Source organism: Mucilaginibacter gossypiicola (assembly GCF_900110105.1).
Taxonomy (GTDB): Bacteria; Bacteroidota; Bacteroidia; order Sphingobacteriales; family Sphingobacteriaceae; genus Mucilaginibacter; species Mucilaginibacter gossypiicola.
Window position 1 is genome coordinate 59,617 of record NZ_FOCL01000018.1, and the last position, 17,119, is coordinate 76,735.

The 17,119-nt window shown below is 46.0% G+C and carries 19 protein-coding genes and 1 pseudogene; 15 read left to right on the plus strand and 5 right to left on the minus strand.

Annotated elements, in window-relative coordinates:
- Positions 1-90: 90 nt before the first annotated feature.
- On the plus strand, positions 91-1,185 hold the full coding sequence (tal, locus tag BMX50_RS31765) for a transaldolase (protein WP_091221054.1): 1,095 nt from the start codon (positions 91-93) through the stop codon (positions 1,183-1,185).
- Between the two features lie 381 nt (positions 1,186-1,566).
- Here tal and BMX50_RS31770 read toward each other — a convergent pair whose 3' ends face one another.
- Positions 1,567-2,121, minus strand: coding sequence for a low affinity iron permease family protein (locus tag BMX50_RS31770; protein WP_091221059.1), 555 nt, complete (start codon positions 2,119-2,121; stop codon positions 1,567-1,569).
- 1,219 nt (positions 2,122-3,340) lie between these two features.
- Here BMX50_RS31770 and BMX50_RS31775 point away from each other — a divergent pair.
- The 14 genes and pseudogenes from BMX50_RS31775 (at position 3,341) to BMX50_RS31835 (ending at position 12,957) form a co-directional block, all read left to right on the plus strand.
- Positions 3,341-3,787, plus strand: coding sequence for a hypothetical protein (locus tag BMX50_RS31775; protein WP_091221063.1), 447 nt, complete (start codon positions 3,341-3,343; stop codon positions 3,785-3,787).
- 30 nt (positions 3,788-3,817) lie between these two features.
- Positions 3,818-4,162, plus strand: a complete 345-nt coding sequence (locus BMX50_RS31780; protein ID WP_091221066.1) for a single-stranded DNA-binding protein — start codon at positions 3,818-3,820, stop codon at positions 4,160-4,162.
- Positions 4,163-4,197: 35 nt separating this feature from the next.
- Positions 4,198-5,255, plus strand: a pseudogene (locus BMX50_RS31785) (DUF932 domain-containing protein).
- A 55-nt stretch (positions 5,256-5,310) separates the two neighbouring features.
- Entirely contained in the window at positions 5,311-5,685 is a 375-nt protein-coding gene (locus BMX50_RS31790; protein WP_143065316.1) for a hypothetical protein, read from the plus strand.
- A gap of 2 nt (positions 5,686-5,687) precedes the next feature.
- Entirely contained in the window at positions 5,688-5,942 is a 255-nt protein-coding gene (locus BMX50_RS31795) for a hypothetical protein (RefSeq protein WP_143065317.1), read from the plus strand.
- Between the two features lie 5 nt (positions 5,943-5,947).
- On the plus strand, positions 5,948-6,547 hold the full coding sequence (locus tag BMX50_RS31800; RefSeq protein ID WP_091221076.1) for a PRTRC system protein E: 600 nt from the start codon (positions 5,948-5,950) through the stop codon (positions 6,545-6,547).
- An 11-nt stretch (positions 6,548-6,558) separates the two neighbouring features.
- On the plus strand, positions 6,559-6,774 hold the full coding sequence (locus tag BMX50_RS31805) for a PRTRC system protein C (RefSeq protein WP_091221079.1): 216 nt from the start codon (positions 6,559-6,561) through the stop codon (positions 6,772-6,774).
- Positions 6,775-6,776: 2 nt separating this feature from the next.
- Positions 6,777-6,953, plus strand: coding sequence for a hypothetical protein (locus BMX50_RS34680; RefSeq protein ID WP_167668162.1), 177 nt, complete (start codon positions 6,777-6,779; stop codon positions 6,951-6,953).
- A 47-nt stretch (positions 6,954-7,000) separates the two neighbouring features.
- On the plus strand, positions 7,001-7,954 hold the full coding sequence (locus tag BMX50_RS31810) for a hypothetical protein (protein WP_091221082.1): 954 nt from the start codon (positions 7,001-7,003) through the stop codon (positions 7,952-7,954).
- Entirely contained in the window at positions 7,929-8,675 is a 747-nt protein-coding gene (locus BMX50_RS31815) for a hypothetical protein (RefSeq protein WP_091221085.1), read from the plus strand. The genes BMX50_RS31810 and BMX50_RS31815 overlap by 26 nt, the downstream gene beginning before the upstream one ends.
- A complete protein-coding gene (locus tag BMX50_RS31820; protein ID WP_208864844.1) occupies positions 8,675-9,514 on the plus strand; it encodes a PRTRC system ThiF family protein in 840 nt (279 codons plus the stop codon). Before BMX50_RS31815 ends, BMX50_RS31820 begins: the two co-directional genes overlap by 1 nt.
- Positions 9,515-9,738: 224 nt before the next feature.
- Complete coding sequence (locus BMX50_RS31825) at positions 9,739-10,197, plus strand: macro domain-containing protein (protein ID WP_208864845.1); 459 nt, start codon at positions 9,739-9,741, stop codon at positions 10,195-10,197.
- A gap of 709 nt (positions 10,198-10,906) precedes the next feature.
- On the plus strand, positions 10,907-12,475 hold the full coding sequence (locus BMX50_RS31830; RefSeq protein WP_091221088.1) for a hypothetical protein: 1,569 nt from the start codon (positions 10,907-10,909) through the stop codon (positions 12,473-12,475).
- Between the two features lie 104 nt (positions 12,476-12,579).
- Complete coding sequence (locus BMX50_RS31835; RefSeq protein ID WP_091221091.1) at positions 12,580-12,957, plus strand: helix-turn-helix domain-containing protein; 378 nt, start codon at positions 12,580-12,582, stop codon at positions 12,955-12,957.
- Positions 12,958-13,139: 182 nt separating this feature from the next.
- Here the strand turns inward: BMX50_RS31835 and BMX50_RS31840 are convergent, their stop codons facing one another.
- The 4 genes from BMX50_RS31840 to BMX50_RS31855 all read right to left on the minus strand — a co-directional run bounded on the left by BMX50_RS31840 (position 13,140) and on the right by BMX50_RS31855 (position 17,069).
- Positions 13,140-13,364, minus strand: a complete 225-nt coding sequence (locus tag BMX50_RS31840) for a hypothetical protein (RefSeq protein WP_091221095.1) — start codon at positions 13,362-13,364, stop codon at positions 13,140-13,142.
- Positions 13,365-14,196: 832 nt separating this feature from the next.
- Complete coding sequence (locus tag BMX50_RS31845; protein ID WP_091221099.1) at positions 14,197-14,637, minus strand: Hsp20/alpha crystallin family protein; 441 nt, start codon at positions 14,635-14,637, stop codon at positions 14,197-14,199.
- A gap of 502 nt (positions 14,638-15,139) precedes the next feature.
- The gene (locus BMX50_RS31850) at positions 15,140-15,508 is read right to left on the minus strand and encodes a response regulator transcription factor (protein WP_223818012.1); all 369 of its coding nucleotides are present in this window, start codon (positions 15,506-15,508) and stop codon (positions 15,140-15,142) included.
- Complete coding sequence (locus BMX50_RS31855; RefSeq protein WP_091221104.1) at positions 15,495-17,069, minus strand: PAS domain-containing sensor histidine kinase; 1,575 nt, start codon at positions 17,067-17,069, stop codon at positions 15,495-15,497. The genes BMX50_RS31850 and BMX50_RS31855 overlap by 14 nt, the downstream gene beginning before the upstream one ends.
- Positions 17,070-17,119 lie beyond the last annotated feature (50 nt).

A 17,119-nucleotide genomic window follows, 5' to 3' on the forward strand; every position in this document is an offset into this window, starting at 1 on the left:
ACAAACATAAGTTGTAAAGTCGGGTTATTTAAATAGCATTGGATTTTTCCGGCTTTGGAGGAGGACTATTTCCCAGTTGCTACAGTTCTTATGGCAGACAATAAAGTTAAGCAGATCCACCAACACAAACAAAGCATATGGCTCGATTTTATCGATCGGAAAATCATGAATACTGGTAAGCTCAAACAAATGATCGATGAGGATGGCCTGCGTGGCGTAACCTCTAACCCGGCAATTTTTGAAAAGGCCATATCCTCGAGTTCGGATTATGACGCCGACATCAAGGCGAAAGCCGATAGTTCGCTAAGCGACGAAGAACTGTTTTTCGAACTGGCAATCGCCGATATTCAACAGGCGGCAGACCTTTTCGATCCCGTTTACAATGACGATGTGGTGGGCGCTGATGGCTATGTCAGCCTGGAAGTCTCGCCAGCGCTGGCCTTAGATACCGAAGGAACTATCCGCCAGGCCAAGAACTTGTGGCAACGGGTCGACCGAAAAAATGTCATGATCAAGATCCCCGGCACCCTGCCCGGCCTGCCCGCTATCCGTGCGGCTATCGCTGCCGGAATCAACGTCAATGTTACGCTGATCTTCGGGCTGGAGCGTTATGAAGCGGTCGTCGAGGCTTATCTTTCCGGGTTGGAAGACCGGCTCGCCAACGGAGAGTCCCTCAGCCAGATCGCCTCGGTCGCCAGTTTTTTCCTAAGCCGCATTGATGTGCTCGTTGATCCCATGCTGGTAGATAAAGGGTTGAAGGACCTGAAGGGCGAGGTCGCAATCGCCTCGGCTAAAAAGGCTTATGCTATCTATCAAAGGGTTTTTCATTCAGAGCGCTGGCAGAAACTAGCCGATGAAGGAGCCAAACCGCAACGTTTGCTGTGGGCCAGCACCAGCAGCAAAGACCCTTCTGCCCGGGACACCAAGTATGTTGAAGCACTTATCGGGCCCGATACAGTCAATACTGCACCGCTGGAAACTATTGATGCCTTTCGCGATCATGGAGTAGTGATTGATACCTTGGAATCAGGACTCCACTCGGCAGACAATACGTTGAATCAGCTGCATCATGCGGGCATCGACCTACAGCAAATCACCGCGCATTTGGAACAGGACGCCATTGAAAAGTTTAACCAGCCTTTCAAAAAAATGTTGGCTGCCATCGCTGAGAAACGCGCCAGCTAAAGTGAGGATTAGGTAATGGGTGAGTCTGGTAATTAATAATAGCCTTTGCTTTATTGTGATTCTCCGGTGCAAACAGCCGTCTGAATTTGGATAAAATCAGCCATTGATTACGGATTTATGCCCTTTAGAGCCGAGCCTCATCGTGGCCGGGAGAGGCAATGGATTTCTGGCTTTAAGTAAATAAAAAAAGCGTTCCGTTGTATGCCAAAATGAAATTGCCCGCTGAGGCCTGGCTGGAATTTAAGATCGATGAAAAAAACTGCGTAGCGCATAATATTACCTTTCGTCCACTGGGTTTTGTCTGGAGCCCTACTGATATGCCATGCTGCATTTCATCACTTTATCTTCAAAGGCGTGCTCCATAAGATCGTGAAATTACCCTTATTTTGTTTTGCTTACCGATTTTGCCGGGGCTTTCTTTACAGCTGGTTTGGTTGGCACGTCCTTTTTATTCGGTTTCCCCGAGCTGCCCGTAACATAACTTTCGCGGCTTCGGTAATGCCCCATTTTAATCTGATGATTCTCCTCCGCCGCATCGATAGAGTGCGTGCAGGTGATATCATCTTCATCAATGGCCAGCCGGGAAAGTTTCATATAGAACTTGCGTAACTGATCTAGTTCCTCTTCACTCAAATCTTCTAAGTTGACCATCCTGTTGCTACTACCTTCATGCGAAGCGATCAGCTCATTCAGCTTTAAGTGTATTGCTTTTGAGTCTTTATTTTGCGATTTCTGAATCAGAAAAACCATAAGGAAAGTAATGATTGTCGTCCCGGTATTGATGATCAGCTGCCAGGTTTCTGAATAGTGGGCTAAAGGGCCGGTCGCCGCCCAAATGACAATCGTTAGCGCGGCAATAATAAAAGCAGCTGAACTGCCAGTCGCATTGGTTGCCCAATTTGCAAAACGTTCGAAAAGGTTTTTCTTTTTAGTCATAAATACAAGGATTTTATCATAAAGGATTCTATTCTTAAAATGTTTGAGACATGCCATATCACTGGAGTCTATTTGCGAAAAATGTTCATATAGACTTTCTTTACCCTTGTTATTGTACTGCAAAACTTAATTCTCGCCTGAAAGGTCTGTGCGTAAACTTGGTGCGCGACGACTACAGCCCAGCTGGTTGGTCAGGGGTAGCGGTAAACGGTCATCGAAAAAATACGACCAAAGAGAACCAGGATCCGGACTACTTTTACCTGTCGTTAAAGCAAACTTCTTTCTGACTTCAAAATTTGGCTTTTAGCATCGCTTTTCCCGGTCCTTGAATTTGGCCGGACCTTCGGAATTTTCTACATCACTTTTTCCACTAGGGGACTGATGCCTATGGATAACGGCCCGGATAGATCCCGCTTCCCGGAATTCCGGCCGGCGATCAACATGTTTCTCTCAGTGTGTCGGGTCAATGAACGGCATTGGTTCTGACAGCGGGGAAATTATTTGAGGTGGCAACGGAGAAAGATATGTTGCCATTACGATGATTACAACTATCATAAATGTTGCCACAGTGGCCAACGCTATAAACATATTTTTAAACCTTAAAATAACGGAAAGCGATACCTTTATCGCCCGAATATCGAGAGAAAATGTAAAGCTGTTAAAAAGATTCTCCTAAGTAGCCGAAGTATTACGATTTGAAAATGATCGGGATCATAAAATATAGTTCATTGTTCAGTAAAGGTGCAGCTTTGAGAAAAAGTAAAAAAACGCTCCTATAACACGATTAACCGGCGCGCCATAGCAGGAGCAAACCGGGCTTGCAGAAAATTTCCATTTTACAGGTACATTATATTGTGATGAAACCATCATATTTTGCCATTGGCCCTGAACATAGCCATTAAATGTTCTGCCGGGGCTCTAAAAGGGTCGCGCCCGGCTAACACAGTTGCCCACCAGTACTTCGTTTTTGCCTGGTTCTTCTTGAGCGCGACATTTTCACAGATCAGGTTGCTCTGGTTGCCGTTGACCTCCCGCCGACAAGCGTAAATATAAAGATTGACGTACCTCGGTTAACGGCCAATGAAAGCGGCAACCGGAATGTTCCCCCCAAAATTGTCTTACAGCGACATTTTATTGATTGGTAGCTGCTTCCTCAGGATTTGCAAATCTTCGACGGCTCTGTCGACATTGATAGTGTTGCTGTCCGAAGGTTTCGTCTATGATCTGCCCGTTCCCCGCTGTTCGAAGAGGATCACCTGGTACAACAGGCCAGCCCTGCGGCAACATCATCTTCCTGGTGGGACGCGACTCCCCTGTTTCTATTGTACGTATACAACAATCGCCAGCAGTCCTGCAGGCTGAATTTCGGCAAACGCATCATGGCATTCCTGCATTTGTATCCGAAGGTTTGGGAAATTATAGGACCTACCCGCTGTTTTCGCCAGAAACGGATAAAAAGGCCAGCGAAGGTTTTGCCCGCGGCAATAAGACCCGGTCATCATCCGCAAAAGACTACGGCATAAACGGCCGCCTCCCCAAAGGGTCCCCTCCAATTATTCCGTTTCCTTTTGCCCTGCGCGGGCACCTTTTCGGGCTTTCTTTTTTTCCGTTTTTTCTTTTGAAAACAGCATTCAGGGGAAGGCGGCTAAAGGGAAAAGCAAATTAACGAATTGGTAAAATTTAAAAATTGAACATCATGGAGATCACAGGAAGACTGGTAGCGGACGCTACCGTGAGAACGACAAGCGCCGACAAAAAAGTGACCGGGTTCAGGTTGGCGATCAACCGCAGGTACACTTCAAACGGGGAACAAAAAGAGGAAACGACCTACGTGGATTGCTCATTCTGGCGTACCGACAAATTAGCACCCTACCTGACCAAAGGTTTATTGGTACAGCTGTACGGCCACATGAGTGCAAGACCCTGGGTAAGCAAGGACGGAGAACCGATGGCAAGCCTCAACTTTCACACGAACGAGATCACCCTTTTAGGCGCATCACACAACGCAGAAACCCGCAGCACCCTCCCAAGACAACGTTAATCTATCCTATTTTTTAACCCTTAAAATTCAAGTTCATGGCACATAACCTTTTTTATAACGAGCAGACCGGAAAAACAAGCTTCTTCAGCGTGAAACAAAAAGCATGGCATGGCCTCGGGCTGATCGTCGCAGATCACCCGACAAGCGCCGAGGCTATCCGCTTTGCAGGATTGGACTATACCGTAGAAAAACGCCCTTTGTTCACCAACGTATTAGCGAATGACCTGACCGACGGCGAGGACTTCGGCAAGATCGCAGTTCCCAATTTTTACGCTACGGTACGCAATGACAACAACAGCGTGCTGGGCGTGGTCGGCAAGGATTACGAAGTGGTACAGAATGCGGATGCTTTCCAGTTCTTTGATGCCATCGTGGGCGGTGGCAGCGGTATCCAATACGAAACCGCAGGCGCTTTGGGCAACGGCGAACGGGTGTTCATTACCGCCAAACTGCCGGACTACATCAAGGTGGGCAGGGCGGATCTCATCGAACAATACTTATTCCTGACTACCTCGCATGATGGTTTTGGTAGTATCTCCGCAGCATTTACGCCCATCCGTATCGTTTGTAACAATACGCTGAATGCTGCGCTCCGCAATCAGACCGGGGCGATCAAGATCAGGCACACCGCTTCGGCCAATGACCGCCTGAAACAGGCGCATACACTCATGGGAATTTCCAATACGATGGCCACCGAACTGGAGGAATTGTTCAATTACTGGACTAAAGTTCGGATTACCGACAAGCAGGTAAAAAATTGATTCAGTTGGCCATGGCCCCGAACAAGGAGGTCATCAGCAATTTGGAACTGGGCCTGCTTGACAAGCTGTCAAGCACCTATACCAATATCGTCGATAATGCTTTCGCCTATGCGATGGGGAACGAAACGCAGCAGATGGAAACCACTGCCGGGACATTGTTCGGCGCTTACAACGCCATCACCGGTTATTATCAGAACGTCCGCAATTTCAGGGACGGTGACGCCAAATTTAAATCGATCATCGAGGGGACAGCCAAACAACGGGCGCAGGTCGCATTCAACCTTTGCGGGGATTTCGCCCGCCGTGGTGTCGATGCCCTCAACCTTTCTTAACCCGGCAGGGGGAGCAATCCCCCTGCTTTTAATTTATTTTTTAAAATCAGAACAGATGCAGCCTTTGAGAATATTGAACAACGTGCAAAAAGCGAGGCTATTGCACAACCTGTTGAACGAGGAAATCCCCGCATTCCTTGCCTACCTGAATGAACTGACCGAAACGGTATTGAACAACCGGGAGCAGATCGCTGCGGACTGGAAAGACCAGTTCTTCGGCGTGGAGTTTTGGTTCGGACTGGCCGAAGACGTCCAGCGCATCATGGCCAAATATACCCGCGACCTGTATAAAAGTCCGAACGTATTCGCCGACCAGTTATTTGACGGGTACACGGCTATTTTTTGCGCCCACGCCTTAACGCAGTATGTGGCACAGGCCAAACACAGCGACCCGAAATTCAAACCCGCAGTAGAACTTTTATTTCAATGACCATGAACACCGGAGGAAACTATCACAATCCCTATGCTTTATTACTGATGGTAATCAGCCTGCTTATCCGCTGCCTGATCGGCAGGCGCAGGTTTTACCGGCGAAACGTGGCAGGGCTACAGCAATTCCCGTCCTTTCGGCGGGCAATCTGTACGACGATATTGGAAACCCTGCTTTTGGTGATCGCCAGTTTATTCCTGTTGGCGGGTATGCTTTGGCTTGCCCTCGCAGCATTGAACCACCTCTTTAAATCTTAATCCATATGAAAACGAACTTTTTTGAACAGATCAGCACATTCGCCTTTGAGGGCAATATGCTGTTGAATATCCACAACGACAACAAGGGACAGCTGACCGTTTCGGTCGTATTGCGGAATGGCGAAATTTCGGCGACCGCAGGGAATACCCTCCCGCCGATGACCATCGGCGGAACAGCTACCGAACTGGACGAGGGATTTTTTACGGAACTGGCCACCCCAGTCAAGCAGACCATCGGACTGGTCAATAATCTGGAAACCTATCAGAAAGAACTGGAAAAAGCCAAAAACAAAAACACGGCCAACAGCAAAAAGGTCAAAACTGCTGACGAGGCCGGGGAAGACAACGACAGCGACGAAGCAAATGACCTGTTCGCCCAACAGGCTGACGACAAACAGGCGAAAGCGGAAAAGAAACGCTTCTTTGACGAGGCGATGGAAAGGGCGAAAGAACTGGCCAAGCAGATGAAATATACCGAAGCGTTGGCGCAGTTACCCGACCCTACCGACTATCCCGAACAGGTCGAAACCCTCAACAAGAGGCGCAAAGAGATACAGGCGGGTAAGGAAACCTATGACAAGCTAACCCAACAGTTCAACGATTAACAGCAATTGCCATGAAAGTAAACAAATTACAGCGGGTATTCCTGCATAAAGTTAACGGGCAGGATGTCCGACTGACAGACCCGAACGAGAATTTCGCCATTACCGATGTACAGCATTTCTACGGCGGGACATATCCGATATTAACGAATGCCAAAATCACAGGCCCGGAGATCATTAACGGCGAAGCGCAGTACCGCTTCGAAACGACGATGGGAACTAAAGGATAACCATGAGAACACAGCGAAAGAACAGGATTATCCAAATTAAACCCGACAGCCCCCAATGGAAAATACAGCAATTGTTCGGCGCATGGGCAGGCAGCTTAGATCGCCTGCCGGATGCCGACGAGGTAAGGCGAAACCCGCCAAGAAGCGCCCCGGCAGGCGTAGCGGAAATGGTTTTTTAAACCACATTTTTCAGCCTTTTTGGGCATTCAACGGTAACAGGGAAGTCATGGAGCGGGAGTTTAATAACTCCCTCCTCAACCTTTCCGCTTATTATGGCCTCCATATACCGGATATGTCCGCCCTGCCCTTTCCGCAGAATATTTATGGTTCATGGAAAGAAATTGCCGGACAGATCAGTAAGGCCAATCAAAACGATCATTGTATGATCATGGCGGATGAAAGCAGGCAGGCCGTTTTAGCAGTGGTCAGCACGTTCGATCTGAAAGGCTGTTTTTTCTATCTCCCTGTTCGCCCCTTTTGGCGGTGGTCGCAATCTGCGGAGCACGAGCGGATTGCCGGATTGCTCACCGTCATTTTCGCCTATCTCTACCAGATTGTTGGACTTCCATTTTATGCAGAGCATGGTACATTTATGGACAGCCAGTACGACTGTCTCGAAAACTGGCTGAATGAGGCGGAGGACGAGGGTTTGGACGACGAAGAAGATAAAGCCTGGCGCGAACACCGGGAAAATACCATGTACGGGTTAAGGCAGGCGGGTATCCATATCCTGCGCCTTATCCAAAATCCGCAGCAATTGGCACAGATGGAAAAAGTCGTGACCGCCTACCGTCACCGGGATCAGCACGAACTGGAATGGGAATTAATCGGCTTGGATTTCCTGAAGTTACACCGGGACTACCCCGGTCGTTCACTGGCGGATAGTATACACCCCGACCTGCTTTACCCCAATGAGGACGAGCACATCAAGCCAACTGAATATACAGGCTTTTATTGGAGCGGGACAGATTGCTTTGCCGATGAACTGGATGAACTCATCAACTGCACTTTTCAGGAAATGCCCGTCATGGATGAACCTGTTTCCGTGAAATGCTTTGACCGGATGCCACCAAAAGAAAACAACGACTTTGATTTTGAGAACAGGTTTTTCCATTTAATGGAGCGCCTGCGAAACCTTTTAGACGACTACGATCATGAAGAATATAACGGAACAATTTAATACCAGCTTCCAACCCTTTAAAGTCCTGCTTTTGTACAGGCACGACCGGGAAGCGAATATCAGCCAGATCGAGAACACGCCGAGAGAAACGCAGATCTATGTCGAAAGCTACGACATCGGCAGGAACGGGCAGCCCGTAAACGCCCACCCGCTGACAATCAAGGAAATGACAGGCTTATCTGAAATTTTAAAGACCTCGCAGGATTTGAAGGATGGCTACCTCAAAAGTAAAGGACTTTTACCCGCTAATCTTTTGTACGTCAATCAGCAAACCAACGGAAACGCCATTTGGTACACGCCCCCCACGCAGGTTGATCTGTATTTTGTTGAGAGCCTCGATATCCGGTCAGGAAAATGCGGAATCCCCGGCATGGTATGGAAAGCCAGTGCCGAAAAGCTTTCAGTTTTTGCCGTCAGGGGAAAGACCAAACCCAATTTGGACACCCTCCTTTACCATGCCCCTTATCTCAATATTTATCATAACGGGGCGGTTTGTATGGGTACGGTCAGCATCCATATTAACCAAACAACTTCCTTGGAAGATTTTATGGATGCTTGGGAAAGTTACTTTTTCAACAGTTATTTCAGCCATTCCATCAACGGTAACAACAGCACCAAATCCAATACGACCGACCTGTGGCGCAAACTGTCCGGCGCCGGAAAAGATTTCCCGCAGCAGGAACTGCTCAAAACACCATACACCCTTAAATCCCTGCTCTGATGAAAACGATCAAAAACAAAAAGCCGTCTGTACATATCGTGGGAAACGAAATATTACGGCCGTACAACCCCATCACGGTTAACCTGATCGGCGCAGGCGGTACGGGCGGACAGGTGCTGACCGCCCTCGCAAGGATGAACCTGTCATTGATCAATTTGGGGCATCCGGGCTTAATGGTCAGGCTGTTCGATGACGACAAAGTGGAAACTGCCAACCTCGGAAGGCAGTTGTTCACGACCGCAGAACTCGGACAGTTCAAAGCGGTAGCCCTCATCAATCGCATCAACCGCTTTTTTGGATCGAACTGGAAAGCGGAAACGATCCGGTACGATCAGCACATGGCTAACCGAAAAGCTACGGCATCCGCCACCGTCACCATCAGCTGCGTGGACAAGGTGGAAGCCAGATTCACCATTGCAAAAATTTTAACGGAAACTGTACACAATTATCACGGGCGGAACCGCCCGAAATACTGGATGGATTTCGGGAACAGCCGGACAAGCGGACAGGTTATCCTGTCCACATTGGACAAGATCACGCAGCCCGCTTCCAAACAATACGAAACCGTCGATAGCCTCCCCCTCGTAACCGAAGAGTACAGGGACTTATTGCTGTTCTCGGAAGAAGCCGACGAAACGCCAAGCTGTTCCCTCGCCGAGGCGCTGACCAAACAGGATTTGTTCATCAACTCCACACTGGCCAATTACGGCGCATCGCTGTTGTGGCAGCTTTTCCGGGAGGGCATCCTGTTTAACCGGGGTTGCTTCCTGAACCTGAAAGACTTTATTTCACAACCATTAAAGATTGAACAACATAAGAATAACCGATCCCGCAGTTAATAAGATCATCGTAACCGGCCTTAAGCCGGCCATCATGCAGGCAAACTATTCCCGGCGTTACCGAATGGACAACCCGTCGAAACACCGTTTTATTTTCAAATTATGGGGAAGACAGGTATCAGCAGTTAAAAGCATGGAATGACCTGCCAACGACAGCAGATTAGTGTGCATACCCTATATTACGACTTAAAATACGAGCAATATTCAATCATCATCATTTGCCTATGCTGCGCTACACCACCGGAAATTTGTTAGATTCAAGTGCGGAAGCACTGGTCAATACCGTCAATACAGCTGGCGTGATGGGCAAGGGTATCGCACTGCAATTCAAACGGGCCTTTCCACATAATTTTGAGGTTTATAAAGTTGCCTGCCTGAACGGGAGTTTCCGCACAGGGCAGATACTGGCAGTCAGGGATAGCGAACTGATCCTCGGCGAACGGCTGATTATCAATTTCCCGACCAAACAGCATTGGAAATTTCCCTCCAGGTATGAGTATATCGAAAGCGGATTGCATACGCTTGTAGCTTACCTCAAGGAAAATAAGGTGAAAAGCCTGGCCATGCCTGCCTTGGGATGCGGGAACGGCGGGCTGGACTGGCTGAAGGTCAAAGCCATGATCGAACAGCATCTATCCGGCGTGGCCACCGATATATGGGTGTATCAACCCGCACGACGTTAACGCAAATGTTCTTAAATTTCCCGGTGGGCGGGCTCTGCCCGCCCCAGGGAAACGCGCCGTATTTTGAACAGGAAAACCGGGCAGCTAAAATACGGCGCGCTCCATAATACTTGATTTGCTGTTTCGGGCCTCCGAAGCTATTACGATAGATTTTCACGTCACCAGCCAATAATGGATTAGAATTTCCATTTTGCTAATTTTATGGCGATAAATAATGAAAATTTCATCACCTCCATATAAATAATACAAACTTAATAAACTAACTTTATGTCGGAATATTTGCAGCGCTTTAATACCCCTCATACGGCCCTACATCGATCGAAGCCCGCTCAGCCGGGCTTTTTTTATAAAAAAATTAAAACCTTATGATTGCTTTCAACGTATTTATATTGTTATTTTAATAGGGGTATTAAATAACAAATCACTTGGCCATGCTTTTAGGTAAGCGTGGCTTTTTTGCAAATTGAACAGGCTTTCCCTGGTGACCGGTTCAATTTAAGAAATAGCATAGTCAATAGGAACGTCTCCTTAACCGAAATTGCAGGAAACTTTGTATAAGATAGTTTTCTTCCGTGGTACGGTTTGCCAAATTCAATACGAATGCCGATCTTTCTGCCAGGGAAGCCAGGTCCGCGGTTAATGTCAAAATTATAACAAGCAGTGCCAGGCAAAATAACAGACTGCCAATCGTCACCTTTACCTTTTATAAATGCCCGCCAATAAATCTTTCAAAAACTGGACTTTGGTCTTATGTGTTTCGGCCGTCATGATCAGCCTGCTGTTCGTCGACTGGCGGAATAAAACTACGGGCATTTCGGTTCCAGGTTCTGTCGATGACTCGGCCATTCGTACAGCGCTCCGTAATATTCCCGTTCGGGACAGCGCTGCGGAAATTTGGGGGAAGGTGATCGGTGAAATTTCAAAATTCAGGGATACGTCGGTTACCCCGACAATGAAAAATCGGGGAGAGGATGACATCAGGCAGGCTACCCTGTTTGTTTTCAACCGCCCGGTTTCTTTTTCATCGGATACATTCCGAACGACAATGTCCGGTCTTTACTTCCGTTCTGACGCAGGATTTCTGTATTCCAGGTTTGATAAAGGCTTGACAGCCCGCCAGGCGGAAAGCATGACTATGAAATCCTACAATTCCATATTAATATACCAATCCATCTTTAACGGACGTTGTGACTTTCTGAACAACAACTTTAAAAGTCCCTTCGAATTGCTTTATTGCACCTTCAGAAAACCCGTAAACTTTCTGACAAGGGATACATTAAGCACTAAAGTATCATTCGAAGGTAATTTTTTTGGCGCAGGTCTTCATTTCAACAACCTGGATAAATTCGCCAACCTGAAGCGTGTAGCACAGGAAAGACTTCAAAGAAATAAGACCATCGGTTTCCAGCGGATCGGGAGTACTGTCACGATCAAGGATTGTGAATTTCATGGGAATCTAGACTTTTCAGCGTGCGAGATAATGGCCGACGGCAAACTGGAATTTGAGAATAACATTCTACCGGATACGCTCGATCTTTCCAAATTTAGGGCCGCTTCGCTTGACCTGCGGGGCTTTCGTGCCGATACGGGCGCTGCGAGAATCTGCTACCTTAACCTTTTGGATAGCCGGATTGCAAACCTGAACGTGGAGTATCATAATTACCGGCTTTATTTTCCTCCCGGCACAACCGATGACCAGGTTAGCAGCACCTACCAGTCACTCCTGAAATCGGTTAAGGACAATGGCTACAATTCCAGTTATGAGGAACTGGACATGGAATACCGGCATGTGAACGCAACACGCCATCCACTGGACTCGAACAGCGCTGCGTTCACTTTCATTCGAAAACATATCTCGAAAACATTTGCATTTAACGCATGGGTAATCGCAGAAAAAATGAGGCCCGCTCATCTTTGGGATACCATTCAACGAAACTGGTGGGGGTACGGATATGAAAAGACCAAAGTACTTTACTGGTCACTATTGATCATCTTCGGTTTCAGCATCTATAACTTCTACCATTATGGGCAATTGCTCAGCGTACTCAATATTGAAAATCTAAACCCCTCCAACATTCCTGAAAATACATCCGGCAACAAGCGGAAGGCTTTGACCTACTGGTATTGTTTAACCTATACCAGCTTCTTGTTCTTTAAAATTAGTTTTGAGTTCAAGGCTTTGAATTTCGGAAAAAGGTTTGTGTTGATATTGCTCGTGCAATATTTCGTTGGCCTGATCTGTTCGGCTTTTATCGTGAACCTGATCTTTAGCAGGTAACGTAAACAGCGCATCAACCGGGCTGTAACTTATTGGTTAAAATTATTATAAGGCAATTAAAATAATTTGGATTAAATTAGTGTCCAGCAATTTTATAATCACACTTGAGAACACTTGGAGAAAACATTCGTAAACTGAGACGACAACGCAACTGGAGTCAGGAAGATGTGGCGAACCGTCTGAACATCTCAATAGCTGCATTTTCAAAAATTGAAACGGGCGTCACTGATATCAATTTGTCCAGACTGAAGACAATCGCTGCGGTCTTCGATCTTTCGGTCATTCAATTGCTGGCGTATGATGATCCGGCTTACGGTTTCCATAGTTCCACACTGGAAGCGCTTAACAAAAAGTTGAAATCGCGGGAAATTGAGGTCGTTGATCTGCAGAAAAAGGTCATCAACCTGTTCGAAGAAGTAAGGATGCTAAAAACTCAGGAGCTTTCCAAAAGCCCGATTTCGCGGAAAACCGTTGTAAATTGATACGGAAGGCATATTTAAACTGGAGATTAAATAGATCAATTGAGTTTTATATAGGCCATACTTCATGTTAAATGTCTTATTTATAAGGGTGGACGTTTGATATAGAACTGCCTATCAAGCAAAACTTGATAAAGCGATGCACATCCATGTGTGGCTTGAACTGAATGTTATTAATTCTGTAATTAAAAAAAATGAGAAGTAGCCCTTATATCATGAATAACGGCTTTAGTGTTTTCAAAGTAACCAAAATGCCCTCCTTTTTCATGAACATTTAAATAATGAATATTGTAAAGCTGATTTTTAGGGCCTTTTCTGAACGCATCCACACGAATACAATTATTTTTTTGCGTTACAACAACGATGGTTGTTAATTTGAAATGGGGGGCACATCCTGTGCCGCCTTTCAAATTACAGGTACATGCGCGTTACACAAGTTACCATATTTGCTCCCACTATCTTTGAGGGCTTTTTCAGGAAAATGAGGTTTCATTTCCAGGTGAATTCCGATTTCTTTTTTTATAGTATATCACGGCACTGCAAAGGGATATCAATATGATCAGTGCCAATTCGACAGCCAGGTGGACAGTCGGGATATTATGGGAAGTTCCTGATAATACAACCATGGCGTCAGGTACCAATACGCCTGCGAGAGGAAAACATAAGAACATTCTGAATATTACTAGTTTTTCCATATTACATCGGTTTAGTATAACTATACAAAGTTAATTAACATTTTATCAATAACTAAGCAATTCTGACAATAAGCTGAGCACCCAAAACATATGCTGGGTGGTGTTATGATATAGGCAACCATTCCCAGCTACCAGGCCAGATCATCGTCATTTGTTCGGAACAATATAATTACTGCCGCAAAAAGAAGCAGGGTTAATAATGTTTTGGTGATCATGTTTCTTCCATTAAGTGAATATATCCAAAGCGCCCCGTTCCGCGTTTGTCCCTAATTCGTCCAGCCTGTAACATTTACTGAGAATCTTTTCAGGCAGCGTGTCAGCGGTTTCAATGAGGTCCAAATGAAAATGACAAAGATCATCTATTTCCGGGTTTCCATCCAGACTGTCAAACAAAGCATAAGCTAATTCCCGATCGTGTCCCAAGTTGAATTCGCCGAAAGGTTTAGCTACTCGGCGTTTTAAGGCTGATCAATAAATAAAATGGTGATTCCATGGCCAATAAGTAAGGCCCCAAACAGGGGCCGTATTATTAGTATCCGTATACTGGTTATTTGATCTCGATCTGGCGACGAACGATTTTTGCTTCCTCGCGCTTGGCGATATCGATCTTCAGCACGCCGTCAGTATAGGTCGCTTCGATGCTTTCCGCATTTGCACTTTCGGGCAGGGTAAACGAGCGAACCCAGGAATTGTAGCTGTATTCACGCTTGCTATAATTCTTCGCGCCGTCATTGTTTTCGTTTCCTTGTTCCACAGCAACGTTTAGTACATTACGGTCAAGGTTCAATTTGAACTCTTCCTTCTTCAGACCGGGCGCAGCAAGCTCTACATGATAGTGGTCTTCAGTTTCACTAATGTTAGCTGCAGGTACGCGGCTGGTCAGTCGGTCATTAAAGAACGTGTCGTTGAAAATGGAATCGAATACGTCATTAAAGCCTGGCATTAATGAACCATTTTTTTTTGCGGGATTAAATTTAACCAAAGTCATAGGTCTTTCCTCCTTAGTAAATTAATGAATTGAAACTTATAATGTTAATTAAACTACTTCGAAATAATCAAGCGCTGTGCCATGAACTCTGACGAGACTTTTTACTGAAAAAAATTCAGTTTTATGAAAAATTTACAGTCTGAAAATGTCAGTTTTTCTGAAAATAGAATTTGATATGAACTTCATCAGTACCGAAATAACACGTAATCATAACATTGCCGCGAAATCTGTATTAGCCTGAGAACAATGCCAATGGTCCCACTACGCAAGTATTGTTAAATATTATCCGGTCTATTCATGACCGTGCAAATAGCTTTTCAAAAAATGGATGAAAAATTTTCCCGCGCCTTTCAAAATATAGGAGTAGTGATACCCGGCCCAACTTTAACCGCTGACTGCTTTACCCTAAGCGTTAATTGTTGTTGGGCCGCTCAACAAGATGCTTTTATGAAAGTTGCGCATTTCGAGCTAACCTGTTGCAATACATCGTTGGCAGACCTCGTCAAGCCGCTTCCAGTAACGCTTTCACCCGTCCAAGTAACTGATCGAGATCAAATGGCTTAGGTATAAAATCATTAGCCCCTGCATTCATAGCGATTGTCTTGCCATCCCCGCTGGCAGAGATAACCACAACCGGTAGATTTTTTGTAGTAGGATCGTTTCTTAGATTCCTCAGGACCTGGTCACCGGACAAAACCGGCATCCATAAGTCGAGTACCACCAGGTCAGGATGCTCGCTGCCGACCAGGTTGGCGACGTTGAGACTGTTGATCTCAGGAATCACTTCATAACCTTCTTCTTTTAACACTAATTCAACAAGGTCCAATATCCCCTCATCGTCATCACAAATCAATATCTTAGCGGGCATCATCACCTCCATTTTTATTAGTATGATTGGAAGTCAGCGGTAAAGTAAAGCTAAAAGTCGATCCTTTGCCAGGCTCACTTTCTACCCATAGCGAACCATAGTGGTTGTTGACAATCGAAGCACAGATATATAGCCCGATACCCATCCCTGGAAATTTTTGCTGCACGTCTCTCACGCGATAAAAGCGGTCAAATACTTTAGCCTGTTCATCCTTGGCAATACCAACGCCATGGTCGGTCACCGCAACTTTGATAAAGCCGCTGAGCACGGAGAGATGTACCCCAATTTCTTTATGATCCGGCGAATACTTGATGGCATTGCTCAGCAGGTTAGTGACCACCTGGGTGATATGAGATTCATCACCGTTAAACTGGACACCTGTCTGACCGGTTAATACGATCTCATGATTCCGGCTGCCCTGTTGGATGCTTCCCACGGTTTCTTGAATCATATGGTCAAAATCAAACGGCGCTTTATGCAACTCGATCATGCCGGACTGGATGCGCGAAACATCCAGCAGTTCCCCGATCAGATTGTTAAGGCGATCCACATATAAACTGGTTTTACCCACCGATTCCCGAAGTTTTTCATCATCATAGTTTTTAATGAGGCGGTTGATGATTTGCACATAGCCCTTAATGGTTGTCAACGGGGTTTTAAGCTCATGGCTGGCAATGGACAGGAAATCATCTTTGCGCTGCTCGATGGCGCGCCGGTCGGTAATGTCTTCAATGGCGATCAAAATACGGTCCTTGAACTGACCTTCCAGTTCGATGCGGTGCGCATTAAGCAGCATGAGCTTTTTGCCAATATGTGGAAAGTCATGCGCGACCTCAAAATCCGTTACCGGGTTATTGGTGGGCAGGATCTGCTCTAACAACTTTCGCAGCTCTGGTATATTCCATTGCCCGTTACCCAGGTCGTAAAGCTTTTTGCCTTCTGTTTCCTCACGGGTGACTTTAAATGTATTAATGAAATGATCGTTGACGCTCAAAACTTTCAGATCTGGCGAAAGCACGATCAGGCTTTCCCGAACGGTTTGTACAATACTTGCCAGGTATTCTTCATTTTCGCGGAGGTCTCTGGTGCGTTCCCGGATTCGCTGTTCCATTTTCGCCTGGTTAAACTTAACCTCATCTTCGGCTTTTTTGCGGCGCGTGACGTCATTTTGAACGCCTATGAAGTACTTAACCTGGTCGTCCCCGTCTTTGATCGGTGACATATATAATTCATTCCAAAAAAGCGTTCCGTCCTTTTTATAATTTCGGATGTCTACTACGGCATTGGTACCGTTATCAATAGCGTCACGCAAAATATGCCGGGCTGTTTGATTACGGTCGTCCTTTTGCAGAAAACGGCAATTATGGCCGATGATCTCAGAACGCTGGTAACCGGAGATATCTTCGAAGGCCTTATTGCAATAGATTATAGGATTGTCGGGCTGCCTGTTATCGGTGATTATGATGCCGGACAGGGAAGCATCCAGCGCCTTTGTCAATAATTCAAAATCTTGTTTTGAGGTGTTGTTTGAAAAACTGAATTCCCCATTATGTAAACTGTCCAATGTATAAATAAGCTATGTAGTTTTACTTGTAATTCTTTATTTTCCTGCAT

What these genes read in the sequence shown, in the direction of transcription:
- tal (WP_091221054.1), top strand. Translation starts at nt 91, where the DNA reads ATGGCAGACAATAAAGTTAAGCAGATCCACCAACACAAACAAAGCATA.
- BMX50_RS31770 (WP_091221059.1), bottom strand. Translation starts at nt 2,121, where the DNA reads ATGACTAAAAAGAAAAACCTTTTCGAACGTTTTGCAAATTGGGCAACC.
- BMX50_RS31775 (WP_091221063.1), top strand. Translation starts at nt 3,341, where the DNA reads ATGATCTGCCCGTTCCCCGCTGTTCGAAGAGGATCACCTGGTACAACA.
- BMX50_RS31780 (WP_091221066.1), top strand. Translation starts at nt 3,818, where the DNA reads ATGGAGATCACAGGAAGACTGGTAGCGGACGCTACCGTGAGAACGACA.
- BMX50_RS31790 (WP_143065316.1), top strand. Translation starts at nt 5,311, where the DNA reads ATGCAGCCTTTGAGAATATTGAACAACGTGCAAAAAGCGAGGCTATTG.
- BMX50_RS31795 (WP_143065317.1), top strand. Translation starts at nt 5,688, where the DNA reads ATGAACACCGGAGGAAACTATCACAATCCCTATGCTTTATTACTGATG.
- BMX50_RS31800 (WP_091221076.1), top strand. Translation starts at nt 5,948, where the DNA reads ATGAAAACGAACTTTTTTGAACAGATCAGCACATTCGCCTTTGAGGGC.
- BMX50_RS31805 (WP_091221079.1), top strand. Translation starts at nt 6,559, where the DNA reads ATGAAAGTAAACAAATTACAGCGGGTATTCCTGCATAAAGTTAACGGG.
- BMX50_RS34680 (WP_167668162.1), top strand. Translation starts at nt 6,777, where the DNA reads ATGAGAACACAGCGAAAGAACAGGATTATCCAAATTAAACCCGACAGC.
- BMX50_RS31810 (WP_091221082.1), top strand. Translation starts at nt 7,001, where the DNA reads ATGGAGCGGGAGTTTAATAACTCCCTCCTCAACCTTTCCGCTTATTAT.
- BMX50_RS31815 (WP_091221085.1), top strand. Translation starts at nt 7,929, where the DNA reads ATGAAGAATATAACGGAACAATTTAATACCAGCTTCCAACCCTTTAAA.
- BMX50_RS31820 (WP_208864844.1), top strand. Translation starts at nt 8,675, where the DNA reads ATGAAAACGATCAAAAACAAAAAGCCGTCTGTACATATCGTGGGAAAC.
- BMX50_RS31825 (WP_208864845.1), top strand. Translation starts at nt 9,739, where the DNA reads ATGCTGCGCTACACCACCGGAAATTTGTTAGATTCAAGTGCGGAAGCA.
- BMX50_RS31830 (WP_091221088.1), top strand. Translation starts at nt 10,907, where the DNA reads ATGCCCGCCAATAAATCTTTCAAAAACTGGACTTTGGTCTTATGTGTT.
- BMX50_RS31845 (WP_091221099.1), bottom strand. Translation starts at nt 14,637, where the DNA reads ATGACTTTGGTTAAATTTAATCCCGCAAAAAAAAATGGTTCATTAATG.
- BMX50_RS31850 (WP_223818012.1), bottom strand. Translation starts at nt 15,508, where the DNA reads ATGATGCCCGCTAAGATATTGATTTGTGATGACGATGAGGGGATATTG.